Origin of the sequence: Actinomadura sp. B10D3 (assembly GCF_039871695.1) — a bacterium.
Classification (GTDB): domain Bacteria; phylum Actinomycetota; class Actinomycetes; order Streptosporangiales; family Streptosporangiaceae; genus Spirillospora; species Spirillospora madurae.
In genome coordinates this window covers 23,847-44,971 of the sequence record NZ_JBDPLY010000041.1, presented here as the reverse complement: position 1 = coordinate 44,971, position 21,125 = coordinate 23,847, and the positions used below count along the sequence as shown (strand labels likewise).

Here is a 21,125-nt window from a genome sequence, read left to right as displayed (position 1 = left end):
AGCCAGGCGGTCCGCCCTGACCTGCAGAGTTGGATGAGTCGAGTCTGCGAAATAATCAACTCTGTGGCCGGGCCGGGCTCACGACCCCGTTCCGACCTTGCGCACGAAGGCCCCGGTGGAGGTCAGGGCGCGGCCGGCGGCGTCCTTGACCTCCAGCTTCTGGAGGGGACTCTCGGTCTTGGCGTCGAGCAGGACCGAGTGCTCCTCGGCGTCCTCGAAGAGGTGGTCCTCGCCCCACTGGCGCAGGCTGACGAGGATGACGAAGAGATCCCGGCCCTTCTCGGTCAGCGCGTACTCGTGGTACGCGCTCCCGTCCGCGGCGGGGACGACCTCCAGGATCCCGTGCGCGACGAGTTCGCGCAGGCGCGACGACAGGATGTTCTTGGCCAGGCCGAGGTTCCTCTGGAACTCGCTGAACCTGGTGATGCCGTCGAAGGCGTCCCGGACGATGAGCAGGGACCAGCGGTCCCCGATGACGTCGACGGCCCGCGCGACCGGGCATTCCGCTCGCTCGTGCGTCACGCGCCGCGGCATCCGCGTCCCCCCAGGTGATGCGGCGGGTCGGCCCCGACCGGATCGACCCTGACCAAGTGGTTGCAAGTATAAACCACACCCTCTATGCTCGCGGCCAGGCTGGTTTCAACTTGAAACCGGAACGGCGCAGCAGTGGAGGAGGCCAGGTCATGACGGCACAGGCGAAGGAAAACGGCGATCCGAAGGTGAGCCCGGCGCGGGTCGCGGTCGTGCAGTTCGAGCCGCGGGTCGGCGTCGAGAACCTCAAGGCCAACGCCCTGGCGGTCGAGCAGCGGCTGACGGCGGCGGCGGACGGGGGAGCCGACCTGATCGTGCTCCCCGAGCTCGCCACCACCGGTTACGTCTTCGAGACCCGGGAGGAGGCGTACGCCCACGCCGAAGCGGTGCCGGACGGGCCCACCGTGGAGATGTTCGCGCGGATCGCCGCCGCGCGGAACGTGTACATCGTCGGCTGCGTGGCCGAACAGGACGGCGTGAAGCTCTACGACACCGCCGTGCTGGTCGGTCCGGAGGGCTACATCGGCCGGTACCGCAAGACCCACCTGTGGAACACCGAGAAGCTGTGGTTCACCCCGGGCGACGAGGGTTTCTCGGTGTTCGACACCCGGATCGGCCGGATCGGACTGCTCGTCTGCTGGGACATCTGGTTCCCCGAGACGGCGCGGATCGTGGCCCAGATGGGCGCGGACATCATCTGCATCCCCACCGGCTGGGTGTGGACGCCGCCGCCCCTGTACGACGCCAGCGGCGTGTGCATGGCCGCGTACCTGACCATCACGGCCGCCCACGCCAACAACGTCTTCATCGCCACCGCGGACCGGATCGGCGAGGAGCGCGGCGCGGGGTTCATGGGCAACTCGCTCATCGCCGGGACGAACGGCTGGCCGATCGACCGGATCGCCGGTCCTGACGAGGACACCATCATCTACGCCGACGTCGACCTGACGTCCGCGCGGACGGCCCCGATCTGGAACCAGCTGAACGATCTCCACCGGGATCGCCGCACCGACCTGTACGACCAGATGCTCGGCTACCGCGACCGCGCCCCGCTGCCGAGGTGACGTGATGGCGACCGTCCGCGGGAAGGCCGACGCCGCCGTCCCGCGAAGGACCGCCCGCCTGGGCGCCGGGCTGACCGGCGCCCTGCTGGCGGTGCTCGCCGGCTGGACGCTCACCCGGGCCGCGAGCCGGCAGGAGTGGAGCGGCGACCGCACCGACGCCGGCCGGCTCGCGTCCTGGCTGGTCGGGTCCATCAGCGAGCCGCAGTTCTACGCGGTCGCCCCGGCGGGCGCGCTCCTGCTCGCCGGGGGCCTGGCCGGCCATGTCGCCCACCGGCGATCGTGGCGGTGGCAGGGGTTCGTCCAGGCCTGCGGGACGGGCCTGTGGGCCTGGGCCGCCGGAAGCGCCCTCGCCGGCCTGCTGCTGGGCAACCTCGCCTGGGGGTGGACCCTCGTCCCCGGTGGCTGGCAGCCCCTGTTCGTGCCGCTGGTCTCCGTCGCACCGGCGATCGTCGTCCTCTACGGGCCCGGATGGAGGGTGGCCCTGTCGGCCACCGTCCTCGGGGCCCTGCTGACCCCGCCGATCGCGATCCTCACCGTCGGGCACGTCACGGGCCCGCTCGACCTGCCGCCCGTGGTCGGCGCGACCACGGGGATGTGGGGCGGCGCGATCATCGCGTTCTGGCTCTGCGGCCGCCTTCCGTGGATGCCGGCGCCCGGCGCCTGGCGGACGGACCCCGATCCGGCGCCGGGACGCCGCGGGCATCTGCTCCTGTGGGTGCCGCGCCGCGCGCTGGCCGACTTCTCCGAGGCGCAGTTCTTCGGCAACGAGTGGGCGAGCGCCGCGCTGATCCTCGGAGCCGTCCTGTCCCATCTGATCGATCCGTCCGGTACCGCGTACGGATCCGGCCTGTTCCCGGAGGTCCTCGCCGGACAGGTCCTCACCGCGGTCGCGGGCGTGGTGGTCTGGCGCGGGCGCTGGGAGGCGCGCGGCTTCTACCCGACCTTCGTGCCGGTCGTCTCCGTCGCTCCGGCCACCGTGCTCGTCTTCGGAGGGACGTGGCAGTCCGTCGTGCTCGGCGCACTGGCCGGGGCGCTGGTCGCGCCGCCCATGGCGGCGGCGATCTCGGCCCGCCTGCCGGCGAGCTTCCACCCGTTCATCGGCAACGTCGCCTCCATGACCGTCTCCACGGCGCTGATCGTCGCCGTGTTCCGCCTCATCCCTGGAATCGCCTCATGACCATCGCAGAATCCGCTCGCGCCCTGCGCCGGCGGGAGACCACCGCCCGGGAGCTGACCGAGGCGGCGTTGCGCCGCGCGCGCGAGCTCGATCCCACGCTGAACGCCTTCGTCCTCATCGATGAAGAAGGGGCCCGCGCGGCGGCGCGCGAGGCCGACGAGCAACTCGCCGCGGGCATCGACCGGGGGCCGCTGCACGGCATCCCGGTGGCGGTGAAGGACCTCATCGACATGGCCGGTCTGCCGACCACCTGCGGATCGGCCACGGCGTTCGGCGGCGTCGCCGCGAAGGACGCCGAGGCCGTGCGGCGGCTGCGCGACGCCGGAGCCGTGATCGTCGGGAAGACGACCCTGCACGAGTTCGCCTACGGCGCGACCGGCGACCGGTCCGTCCACGGCCCCTCGCGCAACCCGGAGGACCCCGGCCGGATGTCCGGCGGCAGCAGCGGCGGCAGCGCCGTCGCGGTCGCCGCCGGCATGGTGCCGCTCACGCTGGGCACCGACACGGCCGGGTCGATCCGGGTGCCCGCCGCGCTCTGCGGCGTCGTCGGCTTCAAGCCCGCCTTCGACGCCGTTTCGACCGAGGGCGTGTACCCGCTGGCGCCGTCCCTCGACCACGTCGGGGTCTTCGCGGCCACGTCCGAAGACGCGCTGATCGGCCACCAGGCGCTGACCGACCGGCCCGTCCTCCCGGTCGCCGCCCTGGACCGCGTCTCCGTCGGCTGGGTCCCGCCCGAGTCCGTCGCCGTGACGGACCGGCGGATCGAGGAGCTGACGCACCGGTTCGTGAGCAGGGCCTTCGACGTCGATGTCGTCGAGGGCTTCGCCAAGTGGGACCTGTTCGACGTCCTCTCCACCCTCCAGGGCAAGGAGGCGTTCCAGGTGCACGAGCACCACCTGGCCGCGGACGAGGACCTCGTCGACCGCGAGGTGCTCGTGCGACTCCACCGGGGACGCGGGATCTCCGATCGTCTCTACGCCGAGGCCGACGAGGTGCGCCGGGAGCTCCGGGCGGTGGTCGGCGACCTGCTGTCGACGTTCGACGTGCTGGCCCTGCCGACCGTGCCGATCGTGGCGCCGCCCGTCGACGCGCGCAACGTCACCGTCGACGGCACCGACCTGGAGGTCCGGGCGGCGCTGCTCTCCCTGACCAGCCCGTGGAACCTGACGGGCTCGCCGGCGATCAGCGTCCCCGCGGGCCGCCTGGACGGGCTGCCGGTCGCCGTGCAGCTCGTCACGTCGCCGGGCAAGGAAGGGCTGCTCTTCGCCGCCGCCCGAGCGCTCGAAAACCTGCGGCTCCCGGCCGTCTGACCCGAAGGGACCCTCATGCCATCGATCCAGGTCGACCTGCCGCTGGTCGCCGACGAGGACACCAAGCGGGCGCTCGCACAGCGCATCGGCGCCATCTACGGGGAGATCATGCAGGTCGGCATGGATCTGCTCACCGTCTCGATCCACGACCTCGGACGCGGCGGGGTGTGGCGCTGCCACGAGTCCGGCCCGCCCACGCCCTCCGCGCTGATCATGTGCGACATCCGGAAGGGCCGCCCGCCCGAGACGCGGGCCCTGCTGGCCCAAGCCCTCATCGACGCCTGCGTGGAGACCTTCGACCTCGACTCCTTGTGGTTGAAGGTCGAGTTCACCCAGCACAGCGGCGACGAGATGTACCACCCGCACCTCGGCGGGTTCAACAAGGACTGGCAGGGCGACGAACGTCCAACGGGCTGACGGGGACGAGGGCGGCGCCCTCCTGATGCAACCAATGGTTGCGTGTCACTGTCCGGCGGGCTAGAGTGATGCGCAACCAAAGGTTGCAAAGGATGGGCATGGAGTACGAATCCATCGAACGGGAGATCCACATCGAGGCCTCGCCCGAGGTGGTCTTCGAGGTGGTGAGCAGCCCCCGGCACCTGCGCGAGTGGTGGCCGGACGAGGCGGAGTTCCCGGCCGTCCCCGGGGAAGCGGGCCGGATCGGCTTCGGCGACCCGCAGAACCGCGAGTGGATGCAGTTCACGGTCGTCGAGGCCGTCCCGCCGCGGCTGTTCTCCTTCCGGTGGACCCACCGGAAGGGGGAGCAGGCCGCCCCGGGCAACTCGATGCTGGTGGTCTTCGAGATCGAGACCGCCGGGACCGGGACGCTGCTGCGGATGACCGAGAGCGGCTTCCGCGAGCGCGGCTGGACGGAAGCGAAGATCGCCGAGGAGTACCGGGCGCACGTCGCCGGGTGGGACCTGTTCCTTCCGCGGCTGCCGGGGTACGCCGCACGGGTGGCCGCGGGCTCATGACCGCGGCCGTGGACGACGCGCTGTGGGCGGCGATCGGCGACCCGACCCGGCGCCGGATGCTCGACCTGCTGCTGAGCGAGGGCGGCGGGACGGCGACCAGCCTGAGCGAGCACCTGCCGGTGACCCGCCAGGCGGTGGCGAAGCACCTGGCCGTCCTCGACCGGGCCGGGCTGGTGCACGCCGCCACCGCCGGACGCCAGCGGCGGTACCGCGTCGACCAGGCCCGGCTCGCCCGCGCGGCCGCGCAGCTGGCCGAGGTCGGCGGCGCCTGGGACGCCCGGCTGCGGCGCATCCGGAGCATCGCCGAGGCGATCCAGCACGACAAGGACACCAAGACCGGGAACGAGCAGCAGACCAGCGACGAGCACTGACCGGCTGGAGGAAGCCATGGGCACGACCACGATCGAGAGCGTTCTCATCGGAAGCACCGATCCGCAGCGGTTGGGGGAGTGGTACGCCGACGCACTGGGCGCGCGGCCCGACGTCGACGGGTTCCTCGGGTTCGGGCAGGTCGGCGTGCTGATCGACGGCCGCGACGACGTCGCGCCCCGCGCCGCCGAGCCCGGACGGGTCATCCTCAACTACTCCGTCCCCGACATCCACAAGGCCGCGCAGCGTCTCGACGACCGCGGCGCCACCTGGGTGTCTAGGGTGGAGTACCGCGACGGCGGGCTCTGGTTCGCCACCGTCGAGGACCCCGAAGGCAACTACGTGCAGCTCATCCAGACCACGCCGACGTACTGGGCGAAGAAGAAGGAGCGCGCGGGGGAGACCGCCGGTCCCCTGGACCACGCCCGCGCGGCGGTCCGGCTGCCGGCGCAGGACCTCGACCGGGCCCGCCGCTGGTACTCCGAACGGCTGGGCCTGGAACCGGCCGAGGAGCGCGACGGCGGCCTGCGCTACGTGTGCGGCGGCACCGAGTTCGTGGTCTTCGCGTCGACCGGCGAGGCGTCGGGGGACCATACGCAGATGAGCTTCACCGTGCCCGACATCGACCTGGCCGTCGAGGATTTGCGCAAGCGCGGCGTGCGGTTCGAAGACGACATCGTCGATGTGAAGGGCCACTACCCGTCCACCGGGGCGACCGGCGAGCGTGGGACATGGTTCCGCGACAGTGAAGGAAACCTGATCGGCCTGGGCCAGTACCTCTACGAGTAATGCCTGTGACAACGTGGTCGATGTCGTTTGGACGTCCCCCGACCGTGCCTGGTTCCCGGTCGGCTGGACGTCAGGGTGAGGGCTTGACGCCGGGCAGGCGGTCGCGCTGGGGAAGCGGGACGGGGTTGCAGGGCTTCACCGGACCGCGTACCTGGTAGCTGCTGAATCCCACCGCGGTCGCGCCGGTGGTGCGGTTCACCGAGATCGTCCACACCAGGGTGTTTCCCGGTTTGATGCGCTCCGGGTGCACATAGAAGATCGCGCGTTCGTCCCGGTCGGGCAGGAGCCATCCGTCGTCCACCGCGGTGGTGCGGCGGTTGGTCTCCTCGTCGAGGTCGCCGCGGGGGATGGTCGAGCATCGCGTAAAGAAGGGGATGAATCCGATGTCCGCCTTGACCCCCAGCGCGGCGAGCTTTCGTTCCACTCCGTCGAGCCGGCGCTGGACCACCTCGGGCGGGCCGCTGAGGTCGTCCATCGTCACCTTGATCCGGCCGTCCGGCAGTCGCTCGGCCGCGTAAGCCCGGCCGCCGCCCGACTCGCCGCCGAGGGTGCCCAACGGCACGATCGCGACCGCCGCCGTGGCGACGGCCGCCGCACCCACGACGTATCGCCGCCGCGGGGCCGGGCGTGCCGGTGTCCGTGACTTCTCCCGCAGCCGGGCGCGGACCTCGGCGACGACCTCGGGCGAGGGGCCGGGACGGGCGCCGTGGTACTCCCGCAGCATCTGCATCTCGTCCATCACTGCACGTCTCCTTGCCCTACTCCGGGTCTGCTTCGAGTGCCCGGCGCAGCTTGCGCCGCGCCCGGGTGAGCCGGGAACCGACCGTCCCGGCGCGGATGCCGAGTGCCTGCGCGACCTCCTCGTAGCTCAGGTCGCCGTAGGCGACCAGCAGAAGGACGTCGCGGTCTCCCGCGCCCAGGCCCGCCAGCGCCTTCTCCAGCCGGGGTTGCATCCGCTGCGCGCTGACCATCTCGGCCACCCGCTCGGCGTGGTCGTCCACGGCCGCCGCGCGTCCGAACAGGCGGCGGGCACGCTTCTCGGAACGCCGATGCCGCCGGACCAGATTGGTGGCGATCCCGTATAACCACGCGCGCGCCTGCGGCCGGTCGGCGTCGTAGCGGTGCCGCAACGTGAAGGCGGTCAGGAAGGTCTTGGCGGCCACATCATCGGCCGGCGCGCTTCCCACACGGGACTCGACGTAGCGGTGGATCTCCCCGATGTACCGGTCGAATATCTCCGAGAACCGTTCAGGATCATCGCGCGACGCCACGATCACCGCGGCGTCGCTGGGGTCTGCCGGCGCCCTGGGCGGCGCGGCGGACGGGGGAACAGTGGCGCTCATGGACCGGCACCTTCCGGGTCATCATCCTGACACCCGTTATTGCCCTCCCGCCCGATCCGTCTTCTCGGCCGCTTCGACCGCCTCGGCCGCCTCGGCCGCGCGCTGCCGCCACCACGCGGCCCCGCCTTTCCGGCCTCTGCTCAGCATCAGCTTGCTGAGGCCGAGCATGGCCTTGGCGTCGCCGGCGTCGGCGGCGCGCCTCCACCACCGCTCGGCCTCAGCCAGGATCCCCGCTCTCGCCATCATGACGCCGAGGTTCACCATGCAGCGGATATGACCGCTTTCGGCACCTCGCCGGTACCACTGCTCGGCCTCTCTCGGCCTGCCCGCCTCGTTGAGGAGGTAGCCGAGATCCAGCATGGCGTCCGTGAAGCCCGCCTCGGCGGCCCGCCGGTACCATTTCTCGGCCATTTCCGTGCGCCCGGTGACCGAGGCAAGGCCCCCGAGGTTGAACATCGCGGTGGTCTCGGCGCTTTCCGCGGCGCGCGTCCACCAGTATTCGGCCTCGTCGTTCCGTCCAGATTGGTAGAGGACGATACCCAGGCTGGTCATGGCCCCGGGCGCATCCGAGGCCTGGACGGCGCGGCGGCACCACTCCTCGGCCTCCGACGCCCGGTCCGTCTCGTTCAGCAGTAGCGCGAGACGATCCATGGCGTCGGCATGACCGGCCTCAGCGGCGCGCCTGAGACGGTTTTCGGCCTCTTGCGGCTGTTTGTCCTCCAGGGCGACCAGGGCAAGGTGATAATGCATCGTGGCGCCGAAGCCGCCGGTCGAGGAACGCGACCGTCTCCGTGGGCGCCTCAGTATTTTCCACATACCGACTCGATCACCCCGATACCGCCGGTGCGGAGTTGCCCGGCTTTCCAGGTCGCTCCACTTGTTCGACGCTTTTCGGGGCGGCTCAGAGCACCCTGTCCGATGAGCGGGCATGACCCAAGCAGGCCAGCGCCACCAGGTTTAATCGCGCGACGATGCCCGGCGGCGAAACACGATCCGCGGATCGGCCCGGCGCGTCAGAGGCTGCGGATGACCGAGACGACGATCCCGAGTACGACGGCTTCGTCGCCGTCGATGACGTCGTAGGCGGGGTTGCGCGGTTCGAGCCGGACGTGTCCGTCGCGGCGCCGGTAGACCTTCACGGTGGCCTCGCCGTCGATCATGGCGGCGACGATCTGGCCGGAGTGGGCCTCCTGCTGCCGGCGGACCACGACGATGTCGCCGTCGCAGATCGCGGCGTCGATCATCGAGTCGCCGCGCACGCGCAGGGCGAAGACGGTGCCGCTCCCGGTGACCTCGCGGGGCAGCGTCAGCGTGTCCTCGACGTGCTCCTCGGCCGAGATGGGAGTACCGGCGGCGATGTGGCCCACGACGGGCACCGCCACCGGCCCGCCGGAAGCGTCCCGCTGCGGTGCCTCCTGCAGGAACATGCGCGTGTCGATCGGCCGCGACACCGCGGCGCCGCGCCGCAGGAACCCCTTGTCCTCCAGGCTCGCGAGGTGGCGCGACACCGACGACGATGACCGCAGGCCGACGGCGTCGCCGATCTGGCGCGTGCTCGGCGCGTACCCGTACCGGACCACCCAGTCCTGGATCATGGCCAGGATCCGCTGCTGGCGCTGGGGCAGTGCGGCGGCGTCCAGGTCTCCGAACGCGTCGAGATCACGGTAGGCGGTCACGGACGGAATTGTAGGGGTGCGGCGGCGGGGACCACGGCCGGGAATCGCCGGTCAGCGCACGAGGGACCGGGCCGTCGGAGCCAGCACCAGCCGCTCGGCGGGCGCGGTGAGGCGTGCCCGCACCGATGCCCACGCCGCGGAGGCCGCCAGGCGCCCGTCATGGTCGCGAAGCGCGCCGGCGCTCGTGACGACCGCCAGCGAGACGACCACGTTCTCGCCCTCCCGGACCGGGAGCCTGGTGAACGTGTTCTCCGCCGGCTCCGTCACCAGGCACCCGATGGGCGTCGCCCCGGCCTCGGCCATCAGCGGATGGACGCGCTCGTCGATGAGCCGCACGACCTCGCCGGTGGCCGCCCGTTCCGGGTGGTGAACGGTTACGAGGACGCGCGACTCGGGACGCTCGGCGGATCCCGGACCGGGCCGCTCGGCGGCGACGGCGATGCCCCTCCCGGCATGCGCGGGGCGCAGCAGCAGGACGTCCGACGCGTCGACCATGGTCGCCGCCGCCGCGGGCCCGTGGGCCTTCCACGCGTCGCTCTCCAGGTAGAACGCGGTCAGCGCCCGATGCCGCTCGGCCATGCCGGCGAACCCGCGTATCCAGACGAAACGATCGGGGCGGTCCTCGTCGTGGAAGATGCCGATGACGCTCATCCCGACGGCTTCCTGCGTCTCGACGAACTCCCGCTCGAAGAGTCCGGTCAGCTCTTCCCGGCGGCCGGAATGCAGCGTGTACTGCCGGAGCTCGACGACGGGCGAGACGTCCTGCGGCTCGGCGGCGGGGATCGCGGACACGAACCCTCCTCTCGGCGGGCGCACCGCTCCTCGGCACGCCGGCACCGAGAGCGTGTCACCGACCGCTCCTGCGCTTCGAGTGGCAGGAAAGTCAATTTCCGCACGATTCCTGCCATAAGATGCCGTGCCATGGGCGCAGGATCCGTCGCGATCGCCGTCCTCGACGGCATGCCGCTGTTCGAGCTGACCATCGCGTTCGAGATGTTCGGCAGCCCGCGCCCCGACCTCGCCGATCCCTGGTACGACCTCCGCGTCTGCGGCATCGGGACCGGCGGCGCCCGCTCGGAGTACGGCTTCGCCGTCGAGACCCGCCACGGGCTGGACGAGCTGCCGAAGGCGGACACGGTGATCGTCCCGGCGCTCCCGTACGTCCACGTGCTCACCGATCAGCCGATTCCCTCCGAGCTGACCGACGCGCTCATCGAGGCATCCCGTGCGGGGGCCCGCATGGTGTCGCTGTGCACCGGCGCCTTCGCCCTGGCCGCCGCGGGCCTGCTCGACGGAAGGCGCGCCGCGACGCACTGGCTGTTCTCCGACGTCCTGGCGCGGCGCCATCCCCGGGTGCAGGTGGACGCCTCGGTCCTCTACATCGACGAGGGCGGCGTGCTCACCAGCGCCGGACGCAGCGCGGGCGTGGACCTGTGCCTGCACCTGCTCCGCTGCGACCTGGGCGCGGACGTCGCCAACCGGGTCGCTCGCCGTATGGTGCTGCCCGCCCACCGCGTCGGCGGGCAGGCGCAGTACATCGACCACGCGGTGCCCCGGCCCGGCGACGGCGGGCTCGGCCCCGTCCTGGAGTGGGCCTCCCAGCGTCTCGACCACCCGCTGACCGTGGCCGACCTCGCCCGCAGGGCAGGCATGAGCCCCCGGACGTTCGCCCGGCGGTTCGTCGCGACGACCGGGACCACGCCCCTGCAATGGCTCCTGGGCCAGCGTCTCGTCCACGCACGCAGGCTGCTGGAATCCACCGACCTTCCGGTCGAGCAGGTGAGCAGGCGCAGCGGCTTCGGCTCCGCCGCCAACATGCGGCGCCACTTCACCGCCCACGTGGGCGTCCCACCGACCGACTACCGCACCACTTTCCGCGCCGGACACGCGCCGGACGACCGGGCAGTGCGGCCCGGGCGCTGATCCGGGATCAGCACCCGGGCCACGATCTAGCGGAGCGGAGGCACGGCCCGCTGGGAGAGGCCCAAGGCGTACTCGGGCCACCAGACGCCGGCCGCCGGATCGACCACGCCGTACTCGGGGTCCTCCGGGCCGGCGGTGCCGCGGGTGCACTGGCCGTCGGACTCGCCGGGACGCTTGATCCAGAGGAAGGCGTCCACCAGGGGGTCACCGGTGCGTGTCGAGGGCCGGGCGCCGAGGCCGCGGCCCGGCGGGTTGCACCAGACCTGGGGATCGGTGTACTTGTCCGCCGGAGGCGTCCACGGCCCCTGGCCGTTGCGGCTGGTGTCCAGGACGAAGTGCGTGAGCGCACGCGCGTTGTCCGGAACGCCGGCCAGGTCGCTGTCCGAGCAGCCGGCCGCGCCCGTCTTCTGGCGGAAGCGCAGGCACTTGGACAGCCTGGTCCCGTACGAGACCAACTCCTCGGTCGACCGATAGTTGGAGACGTTCAGCGCGAAGCCGTCGGCCTTGGCGATACCGCCCTTGAGCAGGCGGCTGGCCATGCCGAGCTGGGCGCGAGGTTCGCCGTATCCGGCGTCGTAGTCCTCGAGCGGCTGCCAGTCCGAATGTCCGGAATCCACATACACACCGGTGCGCGGCAGCCGCTGCAGGGTGCGGATCGCGTAGTTGATCTCGCGGAAGCGCTCCTCGACCAGGGCGGGGTCCTCCGGCGTGCCGGTGGTGCCGCCCCCGCCCTCGTTGCACCACGGCTCGCTGGACAGCAGCGCCAGCCCGTCCGGCTCGACGATCACCACGGCGCGGCCGCCGCCGATCCCCTTCGCGAAGGCGTCGATCCAGGCGCGGTAGGCGGCCTCGGACGGAGCGCCGCCCGCCGAGTACTGCGAGCAGTCCCGGCCCGGCACGTAGTACGCGACCAGCGTCGGGACGGCGTGCTGCCTGGCCGCACCGGCCATCGTCCGCCGTACCGCCGTCCGCACCTCGGCGGGCGTGCCGCCGGTGAACCAGATCGCCTGCGAGACCTTGGACAGCGCCCGCATGTGCGCCGCGTCGGCGTCGCGCCCCGCGGCCGCCCAGATGTCGGCCTGCCGCCCCGCGTTGGTCGCGGGCTCGACGTAGAACCTGGCCTTTCCGGCCAGCGGATCGTCGTGTCCTAACGCCTGCGCCGGCGGCGCGAGAACCGCGACGAGGCCCGCCGTCGCGGCGGCGAGCATCCCGATGCGTCGTCTCATCCGGTACTCCAGAGTCTCGGGGTGGTGGAGGAGACGCACCCGAGACGTGCCCGCGGACACGCATGGGAGCGCTCCCATGCCCGGGAGTCTGAAGACCTCTGCGCGATCCGTCAACCCCCGCTAGTGTGCGGCCCACCCGTTCCAAGATCAGGAGTGTCCATGGCGTACCCGTTCGATCCGGAGCAGCCGCTGCCCGACCCGCCGTTGTGCTTGGGTCAGGGTTTCCGGACGGGGCGGGTGGCGGTGGAGGCTTGGAGGTAGCTGGTCACCATTTCCTCCATTTCGGCGGGGTCCATCACGTCTTCGATGCGGTCGAAGCCGTTCGGGGCTCGGCGTTCGACCTCCTCGATGACCTGCTCGGGGCCGCCCAGGCGGTTGCGGTGGACGATCTGGGCGGTGGCGGGGAGGCGGTCGTCCTGGTAGGAACGCAGGGCTTCGGCGGGGTCGGTGCGGGCCGCCAGGTGAGTGCTCAGGTTCACCGCGTCCAGGATGGCCTGGCCGGCGCCGTTCGAGCCCATCGGGTACATGGGGTGGGCGGCGTCACCCAGGAGGGTGACGCGGCCCCGCGTCCAGTAGGGGAGGGGGTCGCGGTCGCACATCGGGAACTCGAAGCGCTCGCGGGTGGCCTCGATCATGGCGGCGTGGTCGAAGAGGTCGGGCGCGAAGAGCTTGATGTGCTCGGCCAGGTCCGCCGGGTCGGCCGGGCGCGCCCAGTCCTGCTCGCTGGGCGGCGGGTCGCCGGGGCGGCCGATGACGACGCCGATGGCCCAGTTGGTGAGCTTGGTATCCGTGCCCGGCGCGATCGGGTAGACGACGAGCTTGGCGGTGTTGCCGCCGGCGATCACCATGGTGCGGCCGGTGCCGTATTCGGGCCATTCGGTGGCGCCGCGCCACAGCATCATGCCGCCCCAGCGCGGCGGGCCCTCGTCCGGGAACAGGGTCGACCGGACGGTCGAGTGGATGCCGTCGGCGCCGATGAGGATGTCCGCGCGCGCCTGCGAGCCGTCGGCGAAGTGGGCGGTCACCGCTTCGGAGTCCTGCTCGAAGCCGGTCAGGTGGTGGTTGGTGCGCACGGCGTCGGCGCCGAGCCGTTCCTCCACCGCGCGGTGGAGCATGCCTTGCAGGCGGCCGCGGTGCACGCTGATCTGCGGGTGGTCGAAGCCGGCGGCGAGTCCGCAGGGGCGGCGCATGATCTCGTGGCCCAGGCGGTGGGTGTAGACGAGTTCGCCGGTGCGGACTCCGATCTCGTCCAGCCGGTCCAGCAGGCCTAACGCGGCCAGTTCCTTGGTCGCGAACGGCAGCACGTTGATTCCGACGCCGAGCTCGCGGATCTGCTCCCCGCGCTCGTAGACCACGCAGCGGATGCCCTCGGCATGCAGGCGCAAGGCGGTGAACAGACCGCCGATCCCCGCTCCCACAATCGCGACGTTCACGGTTGCCTTCCTCATTGAGAGAGAGTGCCGGTTTCTGGTCGGTCTGTCGTTACGTCTGAGCGCACTCGCCTTTAGTCTGCGCGCACTGTTCGCGGAATTCGCGCGGTGAGAGGCCGTAGGCGTTGCGGAAGGCCTGGCTGAAATGCGATGCCCTGGTGAATCCCCACCGGGCCGCGATCGCGCTGATCGGGCGGGCGGCGAGCCGGGGGTCGGCAAGGTCGCGGCGGCACCGTTCCAGGCGGCGCTCGCGGATCCAGCCGGCAACGGTGTGCCCGTCCTGCTGGAAAAGCTTGTGCAGGTAGCGCAGGGAGATGTGGTGCGCCGCGGCGATCGATCCGGGGGTCAGGTTCGCATCGCCCAGGTTCGCCTGGACGAAGGCGTGGATCTCGGCCGTCAGCGCTCGCTGCCGAGTATGGGACGGCAGGTGGACGTCGAGCGCGTTGGCCAGCGCCACGGTCAGCACGTCGAGGGCGAGGGTCGACAGGCGGGCGGCGTCGGCCGGGCCGAGTTCGTCCATGCGGTGGGCGAGCTGCTGGAGGAACTGCGAGGACAGGGCGCCGATGCCCTGGTCGCCCGGGATCGAGACCGTGGTGAGTTGCCGCAGGTCCCGTTCAGGTAAAGGGAGCAACGAGCGGGGGAAACGCAGAAGCAGCACCCGGCTCTCCGGCACGTCCGGCAGGAACGAGGCCAGGTAGGGGAGCGAGGTGTCGTAGAACATCAGATCCCCGACGTTGAGCTCCACGCACCGGCCGTCCTGCTCCTTGAAACCGCCGCCTTTGACGAAGCAGCCCAGCTTGTACATTCCAGGGTCGGTCTGGCGGATGAGCTTGGGCGTGCGGTGGATCGAGTGCGGCATCGTGGTGATCAGCGTCGCCTGCACGGGACCGAAGTCGCTGACGCCGACCTGAGCCTGAAACCGGGGTTCCCACCGCGGATCGCAGCGTAAGTCGTAGGGCGCGTATAACTTCCCGTTGAGCTCGTGCCAGAAGGCGAACCGCTCCTCCGCCGGAACGTCGGCGGTGCTGATCACATCCATGACCCACCACAGTGTCGGCGCGGGGTCGACCCAGCATCGCCCGGCCGATCCTCGAACGCAACCGCCGTTCCCTGAACGCGATCGGTCAGCGGAAGTCGAGCAGGCGGGCCAGTCCCTCCAGGAGGTCGCCGGTGGCGGTGGCCAGGGAAAGGCGGACCCAGCCTTCGCCCTGCGGTCCGAAGGTGGTGCCGGGGGCGACGGCCACGTGCCGCTGCTGGAGGAGACGGATGGCCCAGTCCGACACGTCGCCGCCGGTGAGGGAGGAGACGTCCGCCCAGAGGTAGAAGGCCCCCTCCGGCCGGAGGTAGGGCAGCCCCGCCTTGTCGAGGACGGCCGCGGCGGCGTCGCGGCGTTCGAGGTAGGCGCCGCGGGCGGCCTCGACCTGGTCCTGGGGTCCGGTGAGCGCGGCGAGCGCCCCGTACTGGGCGGGGGCGTTGACGCAGGCGACGAGGGGTTCCTGGAGCTTGGCGCAGACGGCGGCGAGGGCGGGCGGGACGACGAGGTAGCCGACGCGCATGCCCGTCATCGCGTAGGTCTTGGAGAAGCTGAAGGCGCCGAGCACGCGCCCGTCGGTGTCGAACGCGCCGGGGCTGACGTGCGGGGCGCCGAACGTGATCGCCTCGTAGCACTCGTCCGAGACGAGCCAGAGGTCGTGGCGGCGGGCGAACTCCACGAGGCGCCGGACGTCGGCCTCGGGTTGGACGGCGCCCAGCGGGTTGGACGGGGAGTTCAGGACGATCGCGCGGGTGCGGGGCGTGACCAGGGCGTCCAGGGCGCCGGCGTCCGGGATGAACCCGCGCTCGGGACGCAGCCCGTACCGGACGGGGACGGCCTGGAGGAGCTGGACGACCATCGCGAAGTTGGGCCAGCCGGGGTCGGGGATGAGCACCTCGTCGCCCGCGGAGACCACGGAGGACAGGGCCAGGTGCAGTGCCTGCATCCCGCCCGCGGTGATGATGACCTGCTCGGCCGGGACCTGGATGCCGTTGCGCTCGGCGAGCTTGGCGGACAGCGCCTCGCGCAGCTCGCCGACTCCGGCGTTCGGGACGTACCGGGTGCGGCCCGCCGCGTACGCCTCCTCCGCGGCGGCGAGGACGTGCGGCGGGGTCGGGAAGCTCGGCTCGCCGACGTGCAGGCCGATGACCGGGTCCTCCAGACGCCACGCCATGTCCATGATCGCGCGGATGCCGGAGCGGGGCATCTGCTCGGCGCTGGGGGCGACGGACGGCATCAGGCCTCCTTGAGGGTCGGGAGCAGGGTGAGGGCGGTCCCGCCGTGCAGGGCGGCCCTCTCGGACGGGGACAGGCCGGGCAGCGCATGGTCGGCGAGGCGCAGCAGCTCCGCCGGGCCGGGGACGTCCCTGGTCCAGGGATGGTCCGAGGCCCACAGCATGCGGTCCGGGCCGTAGGCGCCGGCGAACGCCCGGATCACGGGGAACAGGTCGGGGTACGGCGGTGCCTGGCGCGACAGCGCGTACTGCCCGGAGAACATCAGGTAGGTGTGCGGGTGCCGGGCCAGGTCGAGGACGGTCTCCACGACGGACGGCGGGAAGGGGTCGTCGAACGCGGGCCGGCCGTGCTCGTCCACGCGCATGCCGTGCGGCGCGAAGCCCAGGTGGTTGAGGACGATCCGCAGGTCGCCGACCGTGCCGGGCAGCTCGCGCAGCAGCGGGAGCTGGGACGGTGGCAGATAGGACCACAGCGGCAGGCCGCGGTCGGCCAGTTCCCTCAGGACGGGCAGCATCGGCGACTCGGCGAGCGGGCGGGACGGGTCGCCGAGCCACTGCGTGCGCAGCCCCGAGAAGCCCCGGTCGAGGCGCGCGTGGAGCGTCTCGACGGGGTCGGCGGGGCCGAGCCCCTGGGTCGCGCGGTCGGCGACGGCGATGGCGGCGAACCGTCCCGGGTGGGCGGCGACCGTCTCCGCGACGTAGTCGTCCTCCGGGCCGAGCGGGACGAGGACCGCCCGGTCGATGCCCGCCTCGGCCATCACGGCGAGCAGGTCCTCGGCGGGCGCGTCCCGGCCGGCGGGCGCGAGGGCGTCGACGGTCCGCGGGTGGACGGAGGCGGGGCGGAAGATGTGCAGGTGGGCGTCGACGATCATGAGCGGGCCTCCGCGACCTGGGCGGCGACCCGGGCGGCCCGTCCGGCGATCAGCGGGACGTCGTCCTCGGACGGCGCGGCCGGGACCAGGTCGGAGCCGAGGCCGACCGCGGCGGCCCCCGCGTCCAGCCAGGCGCCGACGGCGTCGTGGCGGATGCCTCCGGTCGGGACGAAGGCCGTGCCCCGGAACGGCCCGTGCAGCGCGCGCATGTACGGGACGCCCAGCGGCCCCGCCGGGAACAGCTTGATGAGGCGGGCGCCGGCGTCCAGGGCGGTCGCGACCTCGGTGGCCGTGCCCGCGCCCGGCAGCGGTTCCAGGCCCGCCGCGAGGACGGCCCGGATGAGCGGCGCGTCCGTGTGCGGGCTGACGCAGTAGAGGGCGCCGTGCTCGGCGGCCAGCCGCACCTGGTCCGGCGTGCGGACCGTCCCGGCGCCGAGGAGCGCGTCCTCGGGGAGCGCGGCGCGCAGGTCGCGGAGGGCGGCGGGAGCGCCGGGATGGTCGAAGGTGATCTCCATGGCGGTCAGCCCGGCGCCGTACAGGGCCCGCCCGACCGGCACGGCATGGCGGTGGTCGGTCAGCCGCAGGATCGCGACGGCGCCCGCCGCGCGGATCCCGTCGATGACGTCGCTCATCGCAGGATCCTCCGCGCCGGGGCGCCGCGGCGGGCGAGGTCGGCGGGACGGATCGTGCAGGCGTCCCCGGGCAGGGTGTGCTGGAACGCGCCGGCCCAGGCGGCCTTGTCCACGGCCGTCGCGAGGTCGTCGCCGGTCAGCAGGGAGGCGAGCAACACGCCGAAGGCCGCGTCGCCCGCGCCGAAGGGGTCCACCACGTCGGCCTCGTAGGTCGGGCTCGCGACCTCGCCCCCGGCGGTGACCGCGGCGACGCCGGTCGCCACGCGCCGCCCGGTGAGCTGGGCGGTCTCGCGCAGCACGACGGTGTCGCAGCCGAACTCCTCGATCGCCCGATGGGCGAGCGCGACCTGACCCGCGTCCGGGTCCGCGGAGGGGAGCAGCCGCAGGAGGTCCTGGTGCCCGGCGAGCAGGACGTCCACGGACGGCACCAGGCGCCGCAGCACGGGGACGGCCTGCTCCCACGTCCACAGCCTGGAGCGGTGGTTGACGTCGAACGCGGTGCGGGCGCCGGCGGAACGGGCCGCGGCGAACAGAGCCTCGGCCGCGGCGGCGGGCCCGGCGCCGAGCGCGCAGGTGATGCCGCTGCACACGACGGCGCCGGCGCCCGCGACGGCGTCCTTCCAGTCGAAGGAGTCCGCGGCCAGCCGGGTCATCGCGGTACCGGAACGGTCGTAGAGCACCTCCGACGGCCGGGGGTGCGCGCCGTGCTCGACGAAGTAGAGCGGCGCGCGGGCGTCGCCGTCCCAGTCGACGCGCGGGACGACGCCGTGCGCGCGGGCGTGGGCGGCGACCCGGCGGCCGAGCGGGTTGTCGGCGAGGCGGGTCAGCCAGGTCGCCGGCAGGCCGAGCCCGGCGGCGCCGATGAGCACGTTCATCTCCGCGCCGCCGACATGGACGCGCAGGTCGCCCGCCTGGTCCAGGCGCTCGTGCCCCGGCGCGGACAGCCGGATGAGCGACTCGCCGAGCCCGACGACGCGCGGCGGCGGGTGGCCCGGGGAGGCGGGACGGGAGGGAGCGGGTTCATTCACGGGTGGACCTCGGGACGAACAGGGCCGCGGCGGCGAGGATGACGACGCCCCGGATCAGGTCGGACGCGGTGGCGGGGAACTGCAGCAGCGTGAACGAGCTCTCCACGAGGGCGAGCAGGGCCACGCCGCCGAGCGTCCCGGCGAGGCTGGCGCGCCCGCCGAGCAGCGACGCGCCGCCGACCACGACGACGGTGATGGCGGACAGTTCCAGGCCCTGCCCGGCGCTGGGCGAGCCGATGGTGGCGCGGGCGGCGAGCATGACGCCGGCCGCCGCGGCGAGGGTCCCGGCGATGACGAACGCGAGGACGAGCGTGCGGCGGACGGGCACCCCCGCGGACCGGGCGGCCGCCGCGTCCCCGCCGACGGCGTGCACGTGCCGCCCGAACCGGGTGCGGTGCAGCAGCACGGCGACGATCAGTGCGGCCACCGCGAGGACGGCGAGGGCGAGCGGGAACGGCCCGAAGCGGCGCATCCCGACGTCCGCGAGGGCCCGGGTGACCTGCCCGGACGGCGTCGTGCTGATCATGAACGCGACGCCCTGGATCAGGTAGAACGTGGACAGCGTGACCACGAACGCCGGGATCCGCGTGTTCGCGACGATCAGCCCGTGCACGGCGCCGATCGCGGCGCCGAGCACCAGCATGCCGATGATCGTCGGGATCGTGCGGATCGGGTAGCCGTCGATGAGCATCGCCGTGAGCAGCGCGGACAGCGTCGCCGTCGACCCCACCGACAGGTCGATCCCGCCGGTGAGGACGACCATGTGCTGGCCGAGCGCGACCAGCCCGAGCACGACGGTCGCGGTGAGCACGTTGGCGATGTTGGCCGGCGTCCAGAACCCGCCGGGGTCGGCGACGGTCAGGCCCGCGACGATGAGCGCGACGATCGTCCAGGCGGCGAGCCCGGTCCGCGCCGCCCCCGACAGCACGGTCGCGAGCCGCTCCCGAGCAGGCATGCCCGCGGCGGGCGCGCTCACCGCGGTCACGACGCCACCTCCTGCTCTGTGCCAAGCGCCAGATGCATGATGCGCTCCTCGTTGATCTCGTCTCCGGTCAGCTCGCCCGCGACCCGGCCGCCGCGGCACACGAGCACCCGGTGGGCGAGGCCGGTCACCTCCGGCAGCTCGCTGGAGGCGAACACGACGGCGAGGCCCTCGGCGGCGAGCCCGGCGACTATCCGGTAGATCTCCGCCTTGGCGCCGATGTCGATGCCGCGGGTCGGCTCGTCCAGCAGCAGCACCCGGGGGCGGGTGCGCAGCCACTTCGCGAGGACGATCTTCTGCTGGTTGCCGCCGGACAGCTGCCCGGTCGGCTGCTCGGGGCCCGACACGCGGATCCCGAACCGCTCGCGCTCCTCCTCGAACGCCTCCCGCTCGCGCGCGGACGACAGCCAGCCGCCGGGCGACACGGCGGCGATGCTGGACAGCGTCGTGTTGGCGCGGACGGGCAGGTCGAGCACCAGCCCCTCCGTCTTGCGCTCCTCGGGGACGAGCACCACCCCGGCCCGCATCGCCGCGTGCAGGGAGGCGCGGACGGGGGTCCCGCCGACGCTCACCGTCCCGGCGGCGCGGGGCCGGACGCCGGCGAGCGTGCGGAGCAGGCGGCTGCGGCCCGAGCCGAGCAGCCCGGCGACGCCGACGATCTCGCCCGCCCGCACGGACAGGTCGAGCCCCGGCCCGGCCGCGCCCGGCCCCGCGGGCAGCAGGCCGCGGACGCTCAGCACCTCGCCGTCACCCGGTTCGGACAGGGCGGGGAAGACGGTGTCGACGTCCCGCCCGACCATCTCGCGGACGATCCGGCCGACCGGGTACTCCGCCGCCGGCCCGGTGGAGACGAGCCGCCCGTCGCGCAGCACGGTGACGTCGTCGGCGAGGGCCCGCACCTCCTCCAGCCGGTGCGTGATGTAGATGATCGCGACACCGTCCGCGGCGAGCTCGCGGACGACGGCGTGCAGCGCGTCCAGCCCGCCGCCGGACAGCAGGGCCGACGGCTCGTCCAGCAGCAGCACGCGGCTGCCCCGCACCAGCGCCCGCGCGATCTCGACGAGCTGCTGCGCGGCGGCGGACAGGGTGCCCGCCCGCGTGCGCGGGTCGAGGTCGCCGAGCCCGGCGCGGCGCAGCGCGGTGCGGACGGTGTCGCGCTGCCGGTCGCGGTTCAGCAGCCCGCGCCGGCCGACCTCCTGGCCGAGCATGACGTTGTCGAGGACGGACAGCTCCGGCAGGACGGTCAGCTCCTGGTACACCGCGGTGACGCCCTGCGCGAGCGCGTCGCGGGGGTCGTGCAGCCGGACCGGCGCGCCGCCGATCCTCAGCTCGCCCGCGTCCGGCGGGTGGTTCCCGGTCAGGATGCGCACGAGCGTGGACTTCCCGGCGCCGTTCTCGCCGAGCAGGGCATGGACCCGTCCGGCGCGGCAGACGAGGTCCACGCCGTCCAGCGCCGTGACGCCGGGGAACCGCTTGACCAGGCCGCGCGCCTCCAGCGCCGGGGCGGTCGAATCGGGGCTCGTCATCGTTCC

At 72.8% G+C, this 21,125-nt stretch carries 23 protein-coding genes; 8 read left to right on the top strand and 15 right to left on the bottom strand.

Features of this window, described 5'->3' with window-relative positions:
- Window positions 1-78: 78 nt before the first annotated feature.
- Complete coding sequence (locus ABGB11_RS38775; RefSeq protein ID WP_347640498.1) at window positions 79-522, bottom strand: helix-turn-helix domain-containing protein; 444 nt, start codon at window positions 520-522, stop codon at window positions 79-81.
- A 161-nt stretch (window positions 523-683) separates the two neighbouring features.
- Between ABGB11_RS38775 and ABGB11_RS38770 the strand changes: the two genes are divergently transcribed.
- The 7 genes from ABGB11_RS38770 (at window position 684) to ABGB11_RS38740 (ending at window position 6,214) form a co-directional block, all read left to right on the top strand.
- On the top strand, window positions 684-1,595 hold the full coding sequence (locus ABGB11_RS38770) for a nitrilase family protein (protein WP_347640497.1): 912 nt from the start codon (window positions 684-686) through the stop codon (window positions 1,593-1,595).
- A 4-nt stretch (window positions 1,596-1,599) separates the two neighbouring features.
- The gene (locus ABGB11_RS38765; RefSeq protein WP_347640496.1) at window positions 1,600-2,772 is read left to right on the top strand and encodes a hypothetical protein; all 1,173 of its coding nucleotides are present in this window, start codon (window positions 1,600-1,602) and stop codon (window positions 2,770-2,772) included.
- Complete coding sequence (locus tag ABGB11_RS38760; RefSeq protein ID WP_347640495.1) at window positions 2,769-4,082, top strand: amidase; 1,314 nt, start codon at window positions 2,769-2,771, stop codon at window positions 4,080-4,082. Before ABGB11_RS38765 ends, ABGB11_RS38760 begins: the two co-directional genes overlap by 4 nt.
- A 15-nt stretch (window positions 4,083-4,097) precedes the next feature.
- Window positions 4,098-4,499, top strand: coding sequence for a hypothetical protein (locus ABGB11_RS38755; RefSeq protein WP_347640494.1), 402 nt, complete (start codon window positions 4,098-4,100; stop codon window positions 4,497-4,499).
- A gap of 98 nt (window positions 4,500-4,597) precedes the next feature.
- Window positions 4,598-5,056, top strand: a complete 459-nt coding sequence (locus ABGB11_RS38750) for an SRPBCC domain-containing protein (protein WP_347640493.1) — start codon at window positions 4,598-4,600, stop codon at window positions 5,054-5,056.
- On the top strand, window positions 5,053-5,427 hold the full coding sequence (locus ABGB11_RS38745; RefSeq protein WP_347640492.1) for a metalloregulator ArsR/SmtB family transcription factor: 375 nt from the start codon (window positions 5,053-5,055) through the stop codon (window positions 5,425-5,427). Before ABGB11_RS38750 ends, ABGB11_RS38745 begins: the two co-directional genes overlap by 4 nt.
- 16 nt (window positions 5,428-5,443) lie before the next feature.
- On the top strand, window positions 5,444-6,214 hold the full coding sequence (locus ABGB11_RS38740) for a VOC family protein (RefSeq protein ID WP_347640491.1): 771 nt from the start codon (window positions 5,444-5,446) through the stop codon (window positions 6,212-6,214).
- Window positions 6,215-6,284: 70 nt separating this feature from the next.
- On the opposite strand, the gene ABGB11_RS38735 is transcribed toward ABGB11_RS38740, so the two are convergent.
- From ABGB11_RS38735 to ABGB11_RS38715, 5 genes are all read right to left on the bottom strand, one after another.
- Window positions 6,285-6,953: a hypothetical protein gene (locus tag ABGB11_RS38735; protein ID WP_347640490.1), complete on the bottom strand. Its 669-nt coding sequence runs from the start codon at window positions 6,951-6,953 to the stop codon at window positions 6,285-6,287.
- A gap of 19 nt (window positions 6,954-6,972) precedes the next feature.
- On the bottom strand, window positions 6,973-7,557 hold the full coding sequence (locus ABGB11_RS38730) for an RNA polymerase sigma factor (protein ID WP_347640489.1): 585 nt from the start codon (window positions 7,555-7,557) through the stop codon (window positions 6,973-6,975).
- Window positions 7,558-7,593: 36 nt separating this feature from the next.
- Window positions 7,594-8,307 (bottom strand): tetratricopeptide repeat protein, encoded by a 714-nt coding sequence (locus ABGB11_RS38725; RefSeq protein WP_347640488.1) that lies wholly within the window; start codon window positions 8,305-8,307, stop codon window positions 7,594-7,596.
- A gap of 263 nt (window positions 8,308-8,570) precedes the next feature.
- Entirely contained in the window at window positions 8,571-9,233 is a 663-nt protein-coding gene (gene lexA, locus ABGB11_RS38720) for a transcriptional repressor LexA (RefSeq protein ID WP_347640487.1), read from the bottom strand.
- Window positions 9,234-9,284: 51 nt separating this feature from the next.
- On the bottom strand, window positions 9,285-10,025 hold the full coding sequence (locus ABGB11_RS38715) for an NIPSNAP family protein (RefSeq protein WP_347640486.1): 741 nt from the start codon (window positions 10,023-10,025) through the stop codon (window positions 9,285-9,287).
- Between the two features lie 129 nt (window positions 10,026-10,154).
- On the opposite strand from ABGB11_RS38715, the gene ABGB11_RS38710 reads away from it, so the two are divergent.
- On the top strand, window positions 10,155-11,156 hold the full coding sequence (locus tag ABGB11_RS38710; protein ID WP_347640485.1) for a helix-turn-helix domain-containing protein: 1,002 nt from the start codon (window positions 10,155-10,157) through the stop codon (window positions 11,154-11,156).
- Window positions 11,157-11,182: 26 nt separating this feature from the next.
- Here the strand turns inward: ABGB11_RS38710 and ABGB11_RS38705 are convergent, their stop codons facing one another.
- The 9 genes from ABGB11_RS38705 to ABGB11_RS38665 form a co-directional block, all read right to left on the bottom strand.
- Window positions 11,183-12,382, bottom strand: a complete 1,200-nt coding sequence (locus ABGB11_RS38705) for a glycoside hydrolase family 6 protein (RefSeq protein ID WP_347640484.1) — start codon at window positions 12,380-12,382, stop codon at window positions 11,183-11,185.
- Window positions 12,383-12,597: 215 nt separating this feature from the next.
- Entirely contained in the window at window positions 12,598-13,815 is a 1,218-nt protein-coding gene (locus ABGB11_RS38700) for a flavin-dependent oxidoreductase (protein ID WP_347640483.1), read from the bottom strand.
- Window positions 13,816-13,864: 49 nt separating this feature from the next.
- Window positions 13,865-14,851 carry a helix-turn-helix domain-containing protein gene (locus ABGB11_RS38695; protein WP_347640482.1) on the bottom strand — a complete coding sequence of 329 codons (987 nt, stop codon included), beginning with the start codon at window positions 14,849-14,851 and terminating at the stop codon, window positions 13,865-13,867.
- An 85-nt stretch (window positions 14,852-14,936) separates the two neighbouring features.
- Window positions 14,937-16,082, bottom strand: a complete 1,146-nt coding sequence (locus tag ABGB11_RS38690) for an aminotransferase class I/II-fold pyridoxal phosphate-dependent enzyme (RefSeq protein WP_347640481.1) — start codon at window positions 16,080-16,082, stop codon at window positions 14,937-14,939.
- The gene (locus ABGB11_RS38685; protein ID WP_347640480.1) at window positions 16,082-16,951 is read right to left on the bottom strand and encodes an amidohydrolase family protein; all 870 of its coding nucleotides are present in this window, start codon (window positions 16,949-16,951) and stop codon (window positions 16,082-16,084) included. Before ABGB11_RS38685 ends, ABGB11_RS38690 begins: the two co-directional genes overlap by 1 nt.
- On the bottom strand, window positions 16,948-17,583 hold the full coding sequence (locus ABGB11_RS38680; protein WP_347640479.1) for a bifunctional 4-hydroxy-2-oxoglutarate aldolase/2-dehydro-3-deoxy-phosphogluconate aldolase: 636 nt from the start codon (window positions 17,581-17,583) through the stop codon (window positions 16,948-16,950). The genes ABGB11_RS38685 and ABGB11_RS38680 overlap by 4 nt, the downstream gene beginning before the upstream one ends.
- The gene (locus ABGB11_RS38675) at window positions 17,580-18,611 is read right to left on the bottom strand and encodes a sugar kinase (RefSeq protein WP_347640478.1); all 1,032 of its coding nucleotides are present in this window, start codon (window positions 18,609-18,611) and stop codon (window positions 17,580-17,582) included. Before ABGB11_RS38675 ends, ABGB11_RS38680 begins: the two co-directional genes overlap by 4 nt.
- Entirely contained in the window at window positions 18,604-19,596 is a 993-nt protein-coding gene (locus tag ABGB11_RS38670) for an ABC transporter permease (protein WP_347640477.1), read from the bottom strand. Before ABGB11_RS38670 ends, ABGB11_RS38675 begins: the two co-directional genes overlap by 8 nt.
- Entirely contained in the window at window positions 19,593-21,119 is a 1,527-nt protein-coding gene (locus tag ABGB11_RS38665; RefSeq protein WP_347640476.1) for a sugar ABC transporter ATP-binding protein, read from the bottom strand. The genes ABGB11_RS38670 and ABGB11_RS38665 overlap by 4 nt, the downstream gene beginning before the upstream one ends.
- Between the last annotated feature and the right edge of the window lie 6 nt (window positions 21,120-21,125).

Bases quoted from the DNA above. Each gene is read 5' to 3' on its own strand.
- ABGB11_RS38725 (WP_347640488.1), bottom strand. From the start codon at position 8,307: ATGCATTATCACCTTGCCCTGGTCGCCCTGGAGGACAAACAGCCGCAA.
- ABGB11_RS38740 (WP_347640491.1), top strand. From the start codon at position 5,444: ATGGGCACGACCACGATCGAGAGCGTTCTCATCGGAAGCACCGATCCG.
- ABGB11_RS38705 (WP_347640484.1), bottom strand. From the start codon at position 12,382: ATGAGACGACGCATCGGGATGCTCGCCGCCGCGACGGCGGGCCTCGTC.
- ABGB11_RS38760 (WP_347640495.1), top strand. From the start codon at position 2,769: ATGACCATCGCAGAATCCGCTCGCGCCCTGCGCCGGCGGGAGACCACC.
- ABGB11_RS38665 (WP_347640476.1), bottom strand. From the start codon at position 21,119: ATGACGAGCCCCGATTCGACCGCCCCGGCGCTGGAGGCGCGCGGCCTG.
- ABGB11_RS38755 (WP_347640494.1), top strand. From the start codon at position 4,098: ATGCCATCGATCCAGGTCGACCTGCCGCTGGTCGCCGACGAGGACACC.
- ABGB11_RS38745 (WP_347640492.1), top strand. From the start codon at position 5,053: ATGACCGCGGCCGTGGACGACGCGCTGTGGGCGGCGATCGGCGACCCG.
- ABGB11_RS38770 (WP_347640497.1), top strand. From the start codon at position 684: ATGACGGCACAGGCGAAGGAAAACGGCGATCCGAAGGTGAGCCCGGCG.
- ABGB11_RS38680 (WP_347640479.1), bottom strand. From the start codon at position 17,583: ATGAGCGACGTCATCGACGGGATCCGCGCGGCGGGCGCCGTCGCGATC.
- ABGB11_RS38730 (WP_347640489.1), bottom strand. From the start codon at position 7,557: ATGAGCGCCACTGTTCCCCCGTCCGCCGCGCCGCCCAGGGCGCCGGCA.
- ABGB11_RS38710 (WP_347640485.1), top strand. From the start codon at position 10,155: ATGGGCGCAGGATCCGTCGCGATCGCCGTCCTCGACGGCATGCCGCTG.
- ABGB11_RS38750 (WP_347640493.1), top strand. From the start codon at position 4,598: ATGGAGTACGAATCCATCGAACGGGAGATCCACATCGAGGCCTCGCCC.
- ABGB11_RS38735 (WP_347640490.1), bottom strand. From the start codon at position 6,953: ATGGACGAGATGCAGATGCTGCGGGAGTACCACGGCGCCCGTCCCGGC.
- ABGB11_RS38765 (WP_347640496.1), top strand. From the start codon at position 1,600: ATGGCGACCGTCCGCGGGAAGGCCGACGCCGCCGTCCCGCGAAGGACC.
- ABGB11_RS38690 (WP_347640481.1), bottom strand. From the start codon at position 16,082: ATGCCGTCCGTCGCCCCCAGCGCCGAGCAGATGCCCCGCTCCGGCATC.
- ABGB11_RS38685 (WP_347640480.1), bottom strand. From the start codon at position 16,951: ATGATCGTCGACGCCCACCTGCACATCTTCCGCCCCGCCTCCGTCCAC.
- ABGB11_RS38695 (WP_347640482.1), bottom strand. From the start codon at position 14,851: ATGGATGTGATCAGCACCGCCGACGTTCCGGCGGAGGAGCGGTTCGCC.